The sequence below is a fragment of the Arthrobacter sp. TJ-254 genome, from assembly GCF_058269175.1.
This window is the reverse complement of sequence record NZ_JBZCNF010000005.1, coordinates 1-15583: the sequence shown is the minus strand read 5'-3', so window position 1 is coordinate 15583 and position 15583 is coordinate 1. Positions and strand designations below refer to the sequence as shown.

At 63.8% G+C, this 15583-nt stretch carries 11 protein-coding genes and 1 pseudogene; 10 read left to right on the top strand and 2 right to left on the bottom strand.

Annotation, left to right across the window (positions count from 1 at the left end; all coding sequences use genetic code 11):
* Window positions 1-13 precede the first annotated feature (13 nt).
* From iolD to AC4D14_RS14295, 6 genes and pseudogenes are all read left to right on the top strand, one after another.
* Window positions 14-1942: a 3D-(3,5/4)-trihydroxycyclohexane-1,2-dione acylhydrolase (decyclizing) gene (gene iolD / locus AC4D14_RS14320; protein ID WP_490903687.1), complete on the top strand. Its 1929-nt coding sequence runs from the start codon at window positions 14-16 to the stop codon at window positions 1940-1942.
* 17 nt (window positions 1943-1959) lie between these two features.
* Window positions 1960-3450: pseudogene (locus AC4D14_RS14315) on the top strand (CoA-acylating methylmalonate-semialdehyde dehydrogenase); the annotation flags it as partial.
* A gap of 180 nt (window positions 3451-3630) precedes the next feature.
* Window positions 3631-4548, top strand: a complete 918-nt coding sequence (locus AC4D14_RS14310) for a sugar phosphate isomerase/epimerase family protein (protein WP_490903331.1) — start codon at window positions 3631-3633, stop codon at window positions 4546-4548.
* A gap of 31 nt (window positions 4549-4579) precedes the next feature.
* Window positions 4580-5593 (top strand): Gfo/Idh/MocA family protein, encoded by a 1014-nt coding sequence (locus tag AC4D14_RS14305; protein WP_490903330.1) that lies wholly within the window; start codon window positions 4580-4582, stop codon window positions 5591-5593.
* 70 nt (window positions 5594-5663) lie between these two features.
* Window positions 5664-6539, top strand: a complete 876-nt coding sequence (locus AC4D14_RS14300; RefSeq protein ID WP_490903329.1) for a sugar phosphate isomerase/epimerase family protein — start codon at window positions 5664-5666, stop codon at window positions 6537-6539.
* A 79-nt stretch (window positions 6540-6618) separates the two neighbouring features.
* Entirely contained in the window at window positions 6619-7998 is a 1380-nt protein-coding gene (locus AC4D14_RS14295; RefSeq protein WP_490903328.1) for a sugar porter family MFS transporter, read from the top strand.
* Between the two features lie 61 nt (window positions 7999-8059).
* Here AC4D14_RS14295 and iolB read toward each other — a convergent pair whose 3' ends face one another.
* Window positions 8060-8950 (bottom strand): 5-deoxy-glucuronate isomerase, encoded by an 891-nt coding sequence (gene iolB / locus AC4D14_RS14290; RefSeq protein WP_490903327.1) that lies wholly within the window; start codon window positions 8948-8950, stop codon window positions 8060-8062.
* A 30-nt stretch (window positions 8951-8980) separates the two neighbouring features.
* Complete coding sequence (locus tag AC4D14_RS14285) at window positions 8981-9718, bottom strand: GntR family transcriptional regulator (RefSeq protein ID WP_490903326.1); 738 nt, start codon at window positions 9716-9718, stop codon at window positions 8981-8983.
* Window positions 9719-10187: 469 nt separating this feature from the next.
* Between AC4D14_RS14285 and AC4D14_RS14280 the strand changes: the two genes are divergently transcribed.
* The 4 genes from AC4D14_RS14280 to AC4D14_RS14265 form a co-directional block, all read left to right on the top strand.
* Window positions 10188-11609, top strand: coding sequence for a sugar porter family MFS transporter (locus tag AC4D14_RS14280; RefSeq protein WP_490903325.1), 1422 nt, complete (start codon window positions 10188-10190; stop codon window positions 11607-11609).
* Between the two features lie 512 nt (window positions 11610-12121).
* On the top strand, window positions 12122-13435 hold the full coding sequence (locus AC4D14_RS14275) for an ATP-binding protein (protein ID WP_490903324.1): 1314 nt from the start codon (window positions 12122-12124) through the stop codon (window positions 13433-13435).
* 962 nt (window positions 13436-14397) lie between these two features.
* Window positions 14398-15039, top strand: coding sequence for an HAD family hydrolase (locus tag AC4D14_RS14270; protein WP_490903323.1), 642 nt, complete (start codon window positions 14398-14400; stop codon window positions 15037-15039).
* A 34-nt stretch (window positions 15040-15073) separates the two neighbouring features.
* The coding region (locus tag AC4D14_RS14265) for a Rossmann-fold NAD(P)-binding domain-containing protein (RefSeq protein WP_490903322.1) at window positions 15074-15583 on the top strand (510 nt) is incomplete at its 3' end.

The following is a 15583-nucleotide window of genomic DNA, read 5'->3' as shown; positions in this document are numbered from 1 at the left end:
GCAGACACACAGGATGAGCGTGGCGCAGGCCGTCGTCAAGTTTCTCAGCCACCAGTACACCGTGGACCGGGTGGGTAGCGAGGACTACCATGAGCGCCTGATCCCCGGCATGTTCGGCATCTTCGGTCATGGCAATGTAGCCGGTATCGGTCAGGCGCTGAAGCAGGCGCAGGCCGCCGACCCGTCCAGGATGCCCTACTACCAGGGCCGTAATGAGCAGGCCCAGGTGCACCAGGCCGTGGGCTACGCCCGCCACACCCGGCGTCGAGCGACGTTCGCGGTCAGCGCCTCGGTAGGACCCGGATCCACGAACATGCTCACCGGAGCCGCGCTAGCGACGACCAACCGACTGCCCGTGCTGCTGCTTCCCAGCGACACGTTCGCCACCCGTGCAGCGGACCCGGTCCTGCAGCAGCTGGAGCAGCCATACGCCTACGACATCTCCGTGAATGACGCGTTCCGGCCGCTGTCGAAGTACTTCGACCGCGTGTCCCGGCCGGAGCAGCTGTACTCGGCCCTGCTCAACGGACTGCGGGTGCTCACCGACCCCGCCGAGACGGGCGCTGTGACGATCGCCCTTCCCCAGGACGTCCAGGCCGAAGCGATCGACGTTCCCTTGGAGTTCCTCGAGGACCGCGAGTGGCGGATCCGCCGGCCGGAGCCCGAGGAGGAGGACATCCGCCGTGCGGCATCCGTCATCGCGGGTGCCAGGCGCCCGCTCATCATCGCCGGCGGCGGGATTTTGTACTCGCTGGCTACGGGGGAACTGCGTGCCTTCGCCGAGGCCACCGGCATACCCGTGGGATACACCCAGGCAGGTGTAGGGTCCATGCCCTGGGACCACCCATTGTGCCTGGGTGCCATCGGTTCCACCGGCACGACCGCTGCTAACTCTTTTGCGGCAGAGGCCGATCTCGTGATCGGCATCGGTACGCGATACGAGGACTTCACCACAGCCTCCCGCACCGCCTTCCAGAACAACTCGGTCCGGTTCGTGAACATCAACATAGCCCCAATCGACGCTTACAAGCACGGCACTTCCCTGCCGATCGTCGCCGACGCCCGGAAGGGTCTGATCAAGCTGACACAGGCACTCGGCGGGTACCGGGTGGGAGCCGATTTACTCGGGCAGGTCGAGACCGAGAAGCAGCGGTGGAACGAAACCGTCGACGCGGTCTTCGACACACGCCACACGCCCCTGCCCTCGCAGAACGAGATCATCGGCGCCACCAACCGCGCCATGGGCGGAAAGGACGTCGTCGTCTGTGCCGCGGGTTCCCTTCCCGGTGACCTCCACAAGATGTGGCGCATCAAGGACACCCATGGCTACCACGTCGAGTACGCGTTCTCCTGCATGGGCTACGAAATCGCGGGCGGCCTGGGCGTGAAGCGGGCAACACTCGCCGAACGTGCGGCGGGCGGAGCGCAGCGGGACGTCGTCGTCATGGTCGGGGACGGTTCATATCTGATGATGCACACCGAACTGGTCACCGCGGTCGCCGAGCGGATCAAGCTCATCGTGGTGCTCATCCAGAACCACGGCTACGCCTCCATCGGGGCGCTGTCCGAATCGCTGGGCTCCCAGCGCTACGGCACGCAGTACCGCTTCCTCGACGTCGAAGCCCACAGCTTCGACGAGGGCGAACGGCTGCCCATCGACCTCGCCATGAACGCCGAGAGCCTGGGTGTCACGGTGTTCCGGGTCCCGCCTGGCGACACCGTGATTGCCGATCTGGAGGATGCGGTCCGCCGGGCGCGATCCGCTCCCGAAGATGGAGGGCCCATTCTCATCCATATCGAATCCGATCCGCTGCTCGACGCTCCGTCATCGGAATCCTGGTGGGACGTCCCCGTGACAGGGGTGGCCGACCTCGACTCGACGCAGTCCGCCTACACCACCTACTCAAACCACAAAGCCCGCCAGCGCCCGTTGTTGGGCTGAGACGAGGAAAACTCATTATGAACACCATCAACCACTTCATCAACGGCGCCGAAGCGGCCGGATCCGGCAACCGCACCGCCTCCGTCTACAACCCGGCCACCGGAGCGGTCAGCGGTGAGCTGCGGCTCGCCAACCGGGAAGACCTGGACGCCACTGTCGCCTCCGCTCGTAAGGCTGCAGACACCTGGGGTGACATCTCCCTGGCGAAGCGCACCGCGGTGCTGTTCAAGTTCCGCGAACTCGTCTCATCCCACGTCGACGAACTGGCCCAGCTGATCACCGCCGAGCACGGCAAGGTCCTCTCGGATGCCAAGGGTGAGATCGGCCGCGGCCTCGAGGTCGTCGAGTTCGCCTGCGGCATCCCGCAACTGCTCAAGGGTGACTACTCGGACCAGGTCTCCACCGGCATCGACGTCTTCTCCTTCCGTGAACCCCTCGGCGTCGTCGCGGGTATCACGCCGTTCAATTTCCCGGTCATGGTGCCCCTGTGGATGGCACCCATGGCCATTGCCACCGGTAACGCCTTCATCCTCAAGCCTTCGGAGCGGGACCCTTCCGCGTCCATGCTCCTGGCCAAGCTCTGGAAGGACGCAGGCCTGCCCGACGGCGTCTTCCAGGTGCTGCACGGGGACAAGGAAACAGTCACCGGGCTGCTGACCCACCCCGATGTGGACGGCATCTCGTTCGTCGGCTCCACGCCCATCGCGAAGTACGTCCATGAGACCGCGACCGCGCACGGCAAACGGGTCCAGGCGCTGGGCGGCGCGAAGAACCACGCCATCATCATGCCCGACGCCGACCTCGAGAACGCGGCCGACCACCTGGCTGCAGCTGCCTTCGGTTCCGCCGGTGAGCGCTGCATGGCCATCTCGGTCGCCGTGGCCGTCGGCGATGCCGCCGACCTGCTCGTGAAGAACGTCGAGGAGCGCGCTCTGGCCGTGAAGGTCGGCAACGGCACCGCCTCCGATTCGGAGATGGGCCCGGTGATCACGCCCGCCTCCAGGGACCGGATCAAGACGATCGTCACCGAAGCAGAAGCAGCCGGCGCGGCCATGGTGGTCGACGGGCGCGACCTCGTCGTCCCCGGCCACGAAGAAGGCTTCTGGGTCGGACCCACCGTGATCGACCATGTGAAGACCGGGATGACCGCGTACACCGAGGAGATCTTCGGCCCCGTCCTCGTCGTGGTCCGGGTCGACAGCCTGGACAACGGCATCAAGCTCATCAACGCGAATCCCTACGGCAATGGCACCGCGATCTTCACCTCGTCGGGCGCCCACGCCCGCACCTTCCAGCGCTCCGTAACCGTGGGCATGATCGGCATCAACGTACCCCTGCCCGTGCCCGTCGCCTACCACTCCTTCGGTGGCTGGAAGGCCTCACTGTTCGGCGACAAGCACATCTACGGGCCTGAGGGTGTCTCCTTCTACACCCGCGGCAAGGTCGTCACCTCCCGCTGGCCCGAACCATCTGCAGCCTCCGGAGCTTCGTTCAACTTCCCCTCCCACGCCGACGACCACGCCGTGCGTCAGGATGGGATCGTCCAGGGGCTTCCTGACCAGTTGGGGCAGGGTGAAGAGGCAGTTCCGGGCCGTGCGGACGACGCTACGACGGGGCGGAACCAGCGTGACTGATCTCCCCTGCCACACCCGATCACTCATGACTCCAGACCAGAAAGAAACGCCGTTATGACTGAAGTAGAGAACAAGCTCATTATTGGCACGGCGCCGGACTCCTGGGGTGTCTGGTTCCCGGATGACCCGAAGCAGACACCGTGGCAGCGTTTCCTCGATGAGGTCGTCGAAGCCGGGTACTCCTGCATCGAACTGGGCCCCTACGGGTATCTGCCGACCGATCCGACCCGCCTGGCCGACGAGCTGCGCCAGCGCAACCTGACCATCTCCGCCGGAACGGTCTTCACGGCATTCCACCGCGGCCTGGACCAGTGGGACTCCGCATGGAAGCCTGCCCGGGAAGTAGCAGAGCTGACAGCAGCGATGGGCGGCAAGCACATCGTGGTCATCCCTGCCATGTGGCGGGATGATGTCACGGGTGAGCCCGTCGAAGCCGGGACGCTCGGTGACCGGCAGTGGAGCGATCTCTTCGAGGGGCACAACCGTCTGGGAAAGGTCCTGCTGGAGGACTTCGGGCTGCACCAGCAGTTCCACTCCCACGCCGATACCCACGTCGGCGCCCAGCAGGACATCGAGAAGCTGCTCGCCAACACCGACCCGGCACTGCTGAACCTGTGCCTTGACACCGGCCACGCCGAGTACTGCGGTGCGTCCAGCCTGCAGCTCATTCAGGAGCACCCCGAGCGGATCGGGTACCTGCACCTCAAGCAGATCAACCCCGAGATCCTGGCGAAGGTCAACGCGGAAAACATGACCTGGGCGGCAGCGAATCTCGCCGGCGTCATGACTGAACCTCCGAACGGGCTGCCGGATTTGCGGGCAGTGATCGAGGCGGTCGAGGCCCTGAACCGTCCGATCTTCGGCATCGTGGAGCAGGACATGTATCCGGTCGCCTTCGACGTGCCGCTTCCCATCGCCACGAGGACCCGCGACTACCTGCTCTCCTGCGGTTCCCGCACCCGCGTCAGCTGACGCCCCCGACGAATAGAAGGCAAATTTCACCATGACCACGAACCTTGGAATAGCAGTGATCGGTGCCGGGCGTATGGGTGCCGACCACATCGAGCGTATCAACCGGCGCATCACCGGTGCCCGCGTGGCAGCAGTCGTCGACGTCGACCTCGCGCGCGCCGAGGCCGCGGTCGCCGGAATCCACGGCGCGGTCGCCCTCACCAGTGCTGACGAGGCCCTCGAGCGTCCGGACGTCGACGCCGTCCTGATCGCCACCCCAGGTTTCCTGCACGAGGAGATCCTGCTCAAGGCCGTCGCCAAGGACCTGCCGATCCTGTGCGAGAAGCCGCTCACGCAGGATGCCGAGTCCTCCTGGCGCATCGTCCAAGCCGAAGTCGAACTTGGCCATCCGCGCATCCAGGTCGGCTTCATGCGCCGCTTCGACGCCCAGTACCGCACCCTCGGGAACCTCGTACGCTCGGGTGAGCTGGGCGAACTGCTCCTGCTGCACTGCGCCCATCGCAACCCCGCAACCCCCGCCAGTTTCACGAACGAGATGATCATCAATGATGCGGTCGTCCACGAATTCGATGCCATCCGGTTCCTCACCGGCGAGGAGATCACCTCCGTGCAGGTCCGCCTGGGCAAGGCAACGAAAAACGCCCACCCAGGCCAGCACGACCCCCAGCAGGTCCTCATCGAGACCGAGTCGGGGGTGTTGGCTGATGTCGAAATCTTCGTCAATGCGAAGTTCGGGTACCAGGTGACCACGCAGGCGTCCTTCGAGGACGGCATTGTCGACATCGGCGGCGACACTGGAGCGTACGTACGCAGCGCAGGCAAGTGGGGCGGCGCTGTCACCCCCGGGTTCGAGGAGCGGTTCGGTGCGGCCTACGACGTCGAGGTCCAAGCCTGGGTCGACGCCGCAATCGCCGGTGGCCTCGGCGGACCATCCGCATGGGACGGCTACGCCACGGCGGCCTGCTGCGAGGCCGGTGTCGAAGCCCAGCGGACCGGTGGCCGGGCGACCGTGAAGCTGGAGCAGAAGCCCGCCATCTACAGCTGACACGGCTGCTTCCCGGGGCCCGTGTTCCGGGAAAGCGGTGTGCTTCTGTCCATAAGATTTTGGAGAATCAATGAAGATTGCACTCGATCCCACCCCGTTTCATGCAACGCACCGATTGCTCGAGTTCCCCCGTGTGGCAGCGGACCTCGGGTATGAATACCTCCAGCTCACCCCTCACCCCGATTTCCTGCCGTTTTTCCGCCATCCAAAGGCCGACGACGGCCTCGTAGCGGACCTTCGGAAGGCATGCACTGAGGCAGGTGTCGGCATCGCATCGGTGCTGCCCGTGCTCCGGTGGGCCTCCCCGGATGAGGAGCAGCGCCAGGCGGCGGTCCGTAAATGGAAGCGAGCCATCGAGCTGACCGTCGGCCTCGGTGTCAAGGTCATGAATACCGAGTTTTCGGGCCGTCCGGAGCAGGCAGAGAAGTCAGAGGACGCGTTCTACCGTTCCATGGAGGAGCTGCTGCCCATCATCGAGCGGGAGGGCATCGACGTCCGGATCGACCCGCACCCGGATGACTTCGTGGAGGACGGGCTTGAGGCCCTGCGTGTGATCCGGGGCCTGAACTCGGACAACATCGGCTTCGTCTTCGTCGCCTCGCACACCTTCCATATGGGCCACTCCACCGAGGAGATCATGCAGGCCGCGGGCGACAAGCTCCGCCTGGTGCACGTCTCGGACACCATGGACCACACCGCTTCCCACGGCCTGCGGTACATCACCAATCCGCCGGGAAACCCGGTCAGGGTTCACCAGCACCTCCGGATGGGTGATGGTGATGTCGACTGGGACATGTTCTTCGGGCAACTCGGTGAGACCGGCTTCTACGACCGCGCGGACTCCGTCGTAGTCTCCAGCGTCTTCGCGGAGAACGAGCGCGCCGATGAGGTCTCACGCTTTCAATTGGAGACCATCACGGCTTCGATCGCGCGGGCCCGGGCATGACCGGGGGCGCCGGGCAACAGAGGAAGGGTTCATCGTGACGTCGTCATCGTCCGTGCCCGCATCGGTAACACCAGGGGCGGTGAGCCCCAGTGGCAGCCAGGACAAATTCCTCCGCCGCGTGACGTGGATCGCCACCCTCGGCGGTCTACTCTTCGGGTTCGATACCGGAGTCATCAACGGGGCACTGCCCTTCATGGAGGAGGACCTCGGTCTGACTCCCTTCACGGAGGGCCTGGTGGCAAGTTCCCTGGTCTTCGGTGCCGCCTTCGGCGCCGTAACCGGAGGCAGGCTCGCGGACCGCTACGGCCGTAAGCGGATGATCATCGTCCTGGCCATGATCTTCCTTGCGGGAACGTTGGGCGCCTCCTTCGCCCCGAACATCACCGTCATGGTGATCTCACGCCTCGTCCTGGGTCTGGCCGTTGGCGGTGCGTCCGTCATGGTGCCCATCTACCTCGCTGAACTGTCACCTGCAGCGCGACGCGGGCAGATGGTGACGCGCAATGAACTCATGATCGTCACCGGGCAGCTGATGGCCTTCACCACGAACGCGGTCATCGGCAACACCTTCGGGGAGTCCGGCGGCGTATGGCGCTGGATGCTGGTCATTGCCACGATCCCGGCGATCGGGCTGTGGATCGGCATGAACTTCGTACCGGAAAGCCCGCGGTGGCTGGCGTCCACCGGTAACTTCGGCGCAACCCTGTCCGTTCTCCAGCAGATCCGCGAGAGGGAAGCCGCGCGGCAGGAGTTCGAGGAGGTGCAGAGGCTCGCCGTCGAGGACTATAAGGCCAAGATGGGCACGTTCAAGGACCTGAGCGAGCCGTGGCTGAAGAGGGTCTTCGTCGTGGGATTGGGGCTCGCGGTGATCCAGCAGATCACCGGGGTCAACTCGATCATGTATTACGGCACGCAGATCCTCACGAATGCGGGATTCGGTGCGCAGGCGGCGCTGACGGCGAACATCGCCAACGGCGTGATCTCCGTGGCAGCGACCTTCCTGGGTATCTGGCTCCTAGGGCGGGTTGGCCGCCGGCCCATGCTGATGGTCGGCCAGCTCGGGACGACGGCGGCTCTGCTGGCGATCGGCGTCTTCTCGCTGATCCTGCCCGAGGGGACGGCCCGCGGGTTCGTGATCCTCGCTTTCACCGTGACCTTCCTCGCCTTCCAGCAGGGCGCTATTTCACCGGTCACCTGGCTGATGCTCTCGGAGATCTTCCCGCTGAAGATCCGCGGCATGGGCATGGGAATCTCCGTCTTCGTCCTGTGGATGGTCAACTTCGCCGTCAGCTTCACCTTCCCGATCCTCGTCAGCGCCATCACCATCTCGAACACGTTCTTCGTGTTCGTGGCGCTCGGCATCGGGGCCATCCTGTTCGCCTACAAGTTCATTCCCGAGACACGCGGGAAATCCCTCGAAGAGCTCGAGCAGGAATTCAAGGGGCGCGTCGGCGCCTGATTCCCCACCCTCCACACGAAGGGCCCGCCCGGATCCGGACGGGCCCTTCGTGTGTGCGTGCCTACCGGCTGAACGGTAGCCGGGGGTCGACCTCCTGGCCCTCCCAGGTGGACCGAACCCACCCGTGATGCGGATCGTCACTGATCAGCCACTCCCGCACCGGGCCCGGGCCGGCCATGACGTTGAGGTAGTACAGGTCATACCCGGGTGCAGCCATGGCGGGTCCATGCCAGCCGTAGGGCACCAGCACCACGTCCCCGGTCCGGACTTCCGCTGCCACATCGATAGGGCGCTCATCAGAGGCGTAGACGCGCTGATAGCCCATAGGATCCGTGTCACCGTCCGGCCCGCCACCGGGGGAGCGGCGGGTCTCGAAATAGTAGATCTCCTCGAGATTCGTCTCCCCGTCCTTTTCCTCGTCGTGCTTGTGCGGAGGGTAGGACGACCAGTTGCCGGCCGGGGTGAGGACTTCACAGACAATAAAACGGTCCGCTTCCAGTGCGGCCGGCGTCCCGAAGTTGTGAACCTGACGGGAACAGTTCCCGGCCCCACGCAGCTCCACGGGGATGTCCGCGGCAGTAACAAGCCTGACCGGGTAGTCGGCCCGGGCCGGAGCCGTTGCGACAGCCACCCGGCCTCCGGCCTCCGAAAAAATCTCCACATCCCTGCCGCCGGTGTAGAGGATATCCGACGGACCATGGAAGACCGACTCGCGGCCCCGAAGAAGGTACCTGCTGTCCTGCACACCGACGGCGAAAGACCCGCTCAGCGGCACCACTATGCGTTCCTCCTCCGCGGCTGGCAGGTGCACGGCAGCGCCGGCGGCGAGGGTGGCAACGCGGATACCCGTATGCTTCCACCCGGGGACGTTCACCGCCGATCCCGCAGCACCCAGGGCGACATCCCATACACCGTCCGCCGCCGTCCCCAGGGGGTAAACCCAATCGGTCATCGTGCGTCCTTCTCTCGTCGCTGTCAGGAACTATCGGTTCACCAGGGTCATCTCGAAGCTGTATGAATCAGCGCGGTACACGTGATGTCCTACTTCGATGTTGCGTCCAATGTCATCCACTGCGGTGCGGTCCATCGTCACCAGCGCAGAGCCCGGTGCGATCTTCAATAGACCGGCCTCGTAGTCATCACAGGTCCGCGCACCGATACGTTGCTGGGCGAGGCGGAAATTCACTCCAGCATTCCGGAGGATCTCGTAGAGTCCCCGATCCTTCAGCATCCTCTCCTCCAGGTCGACAACGTCGTCGCGGACCCAGTTTTCCATCAGCGCCAGGGGTTCGCCGTCCATCATCCGCAGACGCACCAGGTGGTACACCCGGGCGCCCAGGCTCAGATGAAGGCCCTCACGCATCGTCTCATCGGCCACAACGTGGGCGAACGAGAGGATATCGCTGCTGGGTTTGCTGCCTGAGCCCTGCAGATCATCGAAGAGGCTGGAAAGCTCGAGATGGCGTTTGACCTGGCTGGCAACGACCTGGGTTCCGACTCCGCGCTTACGCACTAGCAGCCCGGACCGCACTAGCTCATCCATGGCCTTGCGCATTGTGGGACGGGACAGTTTCAGCTGCGCAGCAAGGGCGATCTCATTATCCAGCTTGCTTCCGGGAGCGAGTTTTCCGCTACGGATTGCGGCCTCGATCCCCTGAGCCACCTGGTGATAGAGCGGCACAGGTGAGGTCCGGTCGATGTCTAGACGCAGCGCGTTCATCCCCTCATCCTTCGGGCCTTCCGGTCATGGGCGGCTTCCGGCCTCCCGGCACGCGAATGCTGAAACCAGGCGTACGGCGGCGAAACCCATAACTTTCATAGGACATTCTATCCTGTGAACGATACCCCATCGTCCCCGCCCCGGAGCGTTGGACATGAAATTCAGACGCAGGCCCTTCTAGGGCCCGGGAATCCAACCGGCGAACGGACATGCGCCCTAGCAGGCCTATTTGTCCTGTCATTAGGTCAAACTATTGACGTGCATCACGGCGTAGATCTACAGTTGGCACAATGTGAGCCACGGCACAGTGATGATCCACTAGCCGGCCATACATTGCCAGCCTTTCCATTTCTTCTCATGCGGCCGAGCAGCGTGCGGAGAACGTCCATGGGTGCCGGGTCCGGCCCCTGCTTACGCACGTCCCTAACGCCGGACGGCCTCCGGCTCCCTCCTTCGAAACGAGACAACAATGTCGTTGCGTCCTGCACAGCCCGCTGCTTCGGCAGACGGTGTCAATCACCGCGGGTACCTCATTCGGCTTACTGCCATCTCCACACTGGGCGGACTTCTTTTTGGTTATGACACCGGAGTAATCTCCGGCGCCCTGCTCTACATGAATGATTCCTTCAACATGAACGCGGTCGAAGAAGCTTCGGTGGTCAGTTCCCTCCTTTTCCCAGGGGCGGCACTCGGAGCCCTGACAGGTGGCCGTCTGGCGGACAAAATCGGACGACGAGGCACGCTGCTGGTCTGTGCCGTCCTGTTCCTCATCGGGGCACTGGGCTGCGCTCTTGCGCCGTCCGTCGGATTCATGATCGTGGCCCGAATCGTCCTTGGACTCGGCGTCGGTGCGGCTGCCGTGACCTGCCCTCTCTACCTGGCGGAGATGGCCCCTTCACATCTGCGCGGCCGGATGGTGACCATCAATGAGCTGATGATCGTAACGGGTCAGATGCTCGCCTTTGCCATCAATGCACTCCTCGACGCCTTGCTGGATGATCCCCAGGTCTGGCGGCTGATGCTCGGCGTCGCCTCCGTGCCGGCCGTCGCACTCCTGATCGGCATGCTGCTGCTGCCGGAATCCCCGCGCTGGTACGCGCTGCGGGACAGGCTTACCGATACCCGCAGGATCCTTGAAAAGAGCCGGAATCCGGTCGAAGCCGAGCGTGAATTCCAGGAGATAGTCGACGCCTCGATGGTCGCCCGCAAGGAGCGGGGCCAGGTGTGGCGGGATCTGAGGGACAACCCCTGGATGCGCCGGCTGTTGTGGATCGGTATCGGACTGGCCATCGTCCAGCAGGCAACAGGAATCAACACCGTCAACTACTATGCACCGACGATCCTCGAACAGAGCGGCCTCGGTGTCAGTGCATCCCTGGTGGCAACCATCGCTGTGGGCGTGACGTCGGTGGTGACGACCATCCTGGGCATCTGGCTCCTCGGGTTCGTCGGGCGGCGCCGCATGCTCCTGACCGGGTTCGCAGGTGTGGCTGCCTCCCAGGCAGTGCTGGCAGTCGTTTTCCTCCTGCCCCCCTCGGACATCGTCAGTTACACGATTCTGGTCGCCATGATGCTATTCGTCGCGTTCGTGCAGTGCTTCATTGGCACCTGCGTGTGGCTCCTGCTGTCAGAGATTTTCCCGATGGCCATCCGTGGCTTCGCCATGGGCCTGGCTGTCTTCGCACTATGGACAGTCAACGCGGCCATTTCCTTCCTTTTCCCCATCGTCAACGAGAACCTCGGCTCCACCGGCACCTTCAGCCTCTTCGTCGTCGTGAACATCATCTCCCTGGCATTCGTGCACAGGTACGTCCCAGAGACGAAGGGTCATTCCTTGGAAGAGCTGGAACGTCACTTCCGCACCGAAGGCGAGACAGTCCGGGTCCCGTGAGATCCGACGCGCTGGGCGACTTCTTTCACCAGCCATGACCTAGGACGGGTTCCTGAAGCCGACTGTGCTTCGGGGCCAGGCCGGGAGGGACGGCCAGCAACACATAGTGCTGGCCGTCCCTCCCGTGCACGGGTAAGCGGATCCTCTGCAGTCCACTTCGGCGCCCCGCACCACCACAACCCACGTTTCAGAAACCGCACTGAAACGTTTCTCACAGATGGAGTCATCCGTCCGGGTCCAAGGCCCCGCGAGGTGAAGCCAGGGTCTCCATCGCAGCACCAATGCGCGACCACCGAGACAATTACTGCCGTGCCCGGCTCTGACGACCCCGGCGCGCCGCCCACGCCCGGGCGAAACAGACGTGCGAGGGGAGTGCCAATACATTTCGGTCTCTCCTGAATGACCCCAGACGGGGCCATCTGGACGCAGGAAACGGATACACACGGGGAACAGGCCACCCGGCAGGCATACAGTCAGCTCAACCACTACGCACGATCAACCGAGGAGACGACATGACCGGCTGGCGAATCAGGGACTTCCATCCGGCAGACCTGGACGGAATCCTGCACCTCTGGGAGACCCTCAAGTCCCATAACGTCGAGCCGGTTTACGCACTTTCGGAAGTCCTCGCATCCAGTGAGAAGGACCACGCTGTAGTGGCCGTACAGGGCGACACGGTGGTCGGCGCCGCTATTGGACGGGCCGCGCATGACCAAGGATGGATCGTTTTCCTGGCGACCCTTCCAGAGTATCGAGGCAGGGGGATAGGCACTTCTCTGTTAGCCGCCGTCGAGAACCGGATGGCCCCTCACGGGCTGAACAAACTCTCCGCGTTGATGCCGGAGTCCGAAACGCGGGTGGAGGCATTCCTCGGCCGTGGTTTTGTGCTGAAAAAGAACCTGCGCTACTTCGAGCGGACCATTCCCGTTCAACGCCAGGAACTGGATGCATTGGGTCAGCTCGGTGGGCGGATTCTGGCCCGGGACCTTTGGGAGAAGGTCGCCGGGATGCGCAGTGAGAAGGAACTCCTCGAGCGTCGTCTGGTCCTGCCACTCGCCGAGGCCGATCTCGCAGACGAATTCGGCGTCGTGCCGCCACGCGCCGTCGTACTCTTCGGTCCTCCCGGGACTGGCAAGACCACTTTCGCCAAAGCCATCGCATCCCGGCTGGAGTGGCCGTTCGTGGAAGTGTTTCCGTCCCGGCTCGCGGCGGATCCACAGGGTCTGGCTGGAGCCCTGCGTGAGACCTTCTTGGACATCGCCGAATTGGAGCACGCCGTAGTGTTCATCGACGAGGTCGAGGAAATCGCCTCGCAGCGCTCAGGTGAACCGCCCTCGCCGCTGCAGGGTGTCACGAATGAGCTGCTCAAAATCATCCCGGCCTTCCGGGAACAGCAAGGCCGGCTGCTGGTATGTGCGACGAACTTCATCCGCGCCTTGGACACCGCGTTCCTGCGTCATGGCCGGTTTGACTACGTCATTCCCATCGGTTTGCCCGACCGTCAGGCCCGCGAGGCTATCTGGGTACGCTTCATCCCGGCGCCCGTCGTCGACGCCGTAGACGTGGAACTCCTCGTGGACCGCACAGAGGGATTCTCCCCAGCCGACATCGAGTACGCGGCCCGCAGCGCCTCCCAGCGAGCCTTGGAGAAAGCAGTTTACGACGGCGGTTCGGCCTCAAAAGATCAGCCCGCAGTCCGTGATGCGGTCAGGAAAGGGCCCTCTTCCCAAGATTACCTCGATGCCATCGGCGAGACCCGGACCACGGTGAGTCAGGAGGTCCACGAGCAATTCCTGGAGGATATCGACGCTTTGGGCCGGGTTTAGATGCACACGGGCAGCACTGCGGCGAAGACCACACATCGGCCAAGCGGCGTGCCCGAGATTGGGCAACAAGTGCGAACACCACCCGGTCACGGCCGCGGTTGAATCCCTCCAGCAGGATCGAATATGTCACCGCATAGAAGCACCGGACCCTTTCAGTGCGGCGTGCGGCAGTCTGGGGGAGGGCCTTTGGCGGGGAGAAGTGGGGGTGTGGACAGCGTCCACACTTGGGGCTTCGGATCGGGTCGTACATCGGCCGGACTAGGCTGGATTCCGCATGTTTCCTCAGGAGTCCAGTGTTCGCAGGGGCTGGAGTCCGGTTCGATTCCCACTTCGGGCACATGTTTCCCCTAGTCAGAGGTGCTTTTGCTCTCTGACTGTGGACAGCCGGCGCAATTCTGCGGTCCGGGTGCCGGTTCGGGTAGCTGGGTTTGAGTTCTTCTGGGCCGGGGTGGTTCCTTTCTGTCGCGAAGCCCGGTTTGGGCTCTCTTCTACTTCATGGGGTAGCGGTGGTTTAGGTACATGACTGTGGTGAGGGTTTTTGAGCTGGTGTTGATGACTCATGAGCACCATCACCACGAGCAGACTTAGCCTGCGGCGACCTCAGTTCGCTCGCGGGCGGCTACAGAGACATAGAAAGCGGCCACGTGGGACCCAGGGGGCAGACCCTTCGACCCCGTCACTGGGGGATCCCTCTGTTGGTGCAGAAGTAGATTGACTACCAAGCCGCGTTGAAACGGCCAGTGTCAGCGCGCTCGAAGTTTCGTTGCGCGGATCAGACGGAGGGAGCGTGGCCACCGGGTTCAGGCGGGAAGCTGGGAGAGGAGGCTGCCCCCCTGCACGCAATTCAGCCGCCGCAGGAAACGAATGCCGGTTGGCGTCAGTGGTTGAGAGAACCATACGATGGCTTGAAGCCAGGCGCCGCCGGATTTGTCCACGCTCAAGAAGCCAGCAGAGGGTCGAACATGCTCGACGACGAGGAAGAAGCAGAATCCTTGATCACGGCGTTGCTCGAAAAAGCGGCCGGAGCGCGGGTCATTTGGGACTTTGACGGTGTGGTCGGCCACACTGAGCCCCTGCACGAGGCCAGTTACCGCGAATTAGCGGAGCGTCGAAGCTACGGGTTCGCTCCGGACTTCTTCGGCGATCTTGTGGGTCACACCGAGCAGTGGATCTGGGAGCGTCTCATCTCGCAGGGGTTCCCCGCCGCCATGGCCGAAATCCAGGATCTTCACGCGGAGCGGGGAGCCGCTGTTGCTGCAGTCGCTCTGCGCAGCCTGGAGCCCTCCTGGCTGGCAGCCCGCCTGATGCCCGCGCTCGATGGGGTCGCCGACGAGCAGGTCGTTGTTTCCAATGGCGACCGGGACCTGATCGCCGCCCTGCTTGCCGGGTGGAACCTCGAGCCGTTCGTCGAGGTCGCCCGCCGGACTCCGGGACGTGACAAGGAAGCACTCTTCCGTGATCTCTGCGTTCCCCCATGCGTTGTGCTGGAAGACAGCGACACCTATCTGGCGCTCGGGCAGGAGCTGGGTGCTTTCACGGTCGGCGTGCGGCACTCCCATAACCCGCGGGCAGCCCTAGTCGCAGATCTGACAACTCACCTGTGAACCGCTCGAATCCGCACGTGGCAAGGACACAATGATGACGACTCCCACAAAGCCAGTTGTTCTACTTCAACCAGCGCCCCAAAAGCGTGACCGCATCTTCACCGCAGAAGCCCTCGCAGCCCTCAATGACCTGTTCACCGTGATCGATTTTGAAGACGCGCAGGATGACGAGGCATTCGAGAAGTACCTGCCGGACGCCTTTGCGATCATCGGGCAGCCCGATCTGGACGCGGGGAGGCTGGGCAAGGCACGGCGGCTCAAGGCGCTGATCAACGTGGAGGGCAATTTCTTCCCGAACGTGGATTATCCCGCCGCCTTCGCCCAGGGCGTGCGCGTGCTGGGCAGCGGATCCGCCTACTCACAGGCGGTCGCCGAATATTCTCTGGGGCTGGCGATCGACCTCGCCCGCGGCATCAGCAACCAGGACGGCGCGATGCGCGCCGGAAACGAGAAGTACGTCAGCGAGTCCAACACCGACGCGGTCCTGCTGCACCGCGCATCTGTAGGAATCCTCGGGTACGGGAATCTGGGGCGAAGCATGCAC

Excerpts from the sequence above, each read along its gene's own strand:
- iolD (WP_490903687.1), top strand. The coding sequence starts at position 14 with ATGAGCGTGGCGCAGGCCGTCGTCAAGTTTCTCAGCCACCAGTACACC.
- AC4D14_RS14310 (WP_490903331.1), top strand. The coding sequence starts at position 3,631 with ATGACTGAAGTAGAGAACAAGCTCATTATTGGCACGGCGCCGGACTCC.
- AC4D14_RS14305 (WP_490903330.1), top strand. The coding sequence starts at position 4,580 with ATGACCACGAACCTTGGAATAGCAGTGATCGGTGCCGGGCGTATGGGT.
- AC4D14_RS14300 (WP_490903329.1), top strand. The coding sequence starts at position 5,664 with ATGAAGATTGCACTCGATCCCACCCCGTTTCATGCAACGCACCGATTG.
- iolB (WP_490903327.1), bottom strand. The coding sequence starts at position 8,950 with ATGACCGATTGGGTTTACCCCCTGGGGACGGCGGCGGACGGTGTATGG.
- AC4D14_RS14285 (WP_490903326.1), bottom strand. The coding sequence starts at position 9,718 with ATGAACGCGCTGCGTCTAGACATCGACCGGACCTCACCTGTGCCGCTC.
- AC4D14_RS14280 (WP_490903325.1), top strand. The coding sequence starts at position 10,188 with ATGTCGTTGCGTCCTGCACAGCCCGCTGCTTCGGCAGACGGTGTCAAT.
- AC4D14_RS14275 (WP_490903324.1), top strand. The coding sequence starts at position 12,122 with ATGACCGGCTGGCGAATCAGGGACTTCCATCCGGCAGACCTGGACGGA.
- AC4D14_RS14270 (WP_490903323.1), top strand. The coding sequence starts at position 14,398 with ATGCTCGACGACGAGGAAGAAGCAGAATCCTTGATCACGGCGTTGCTC.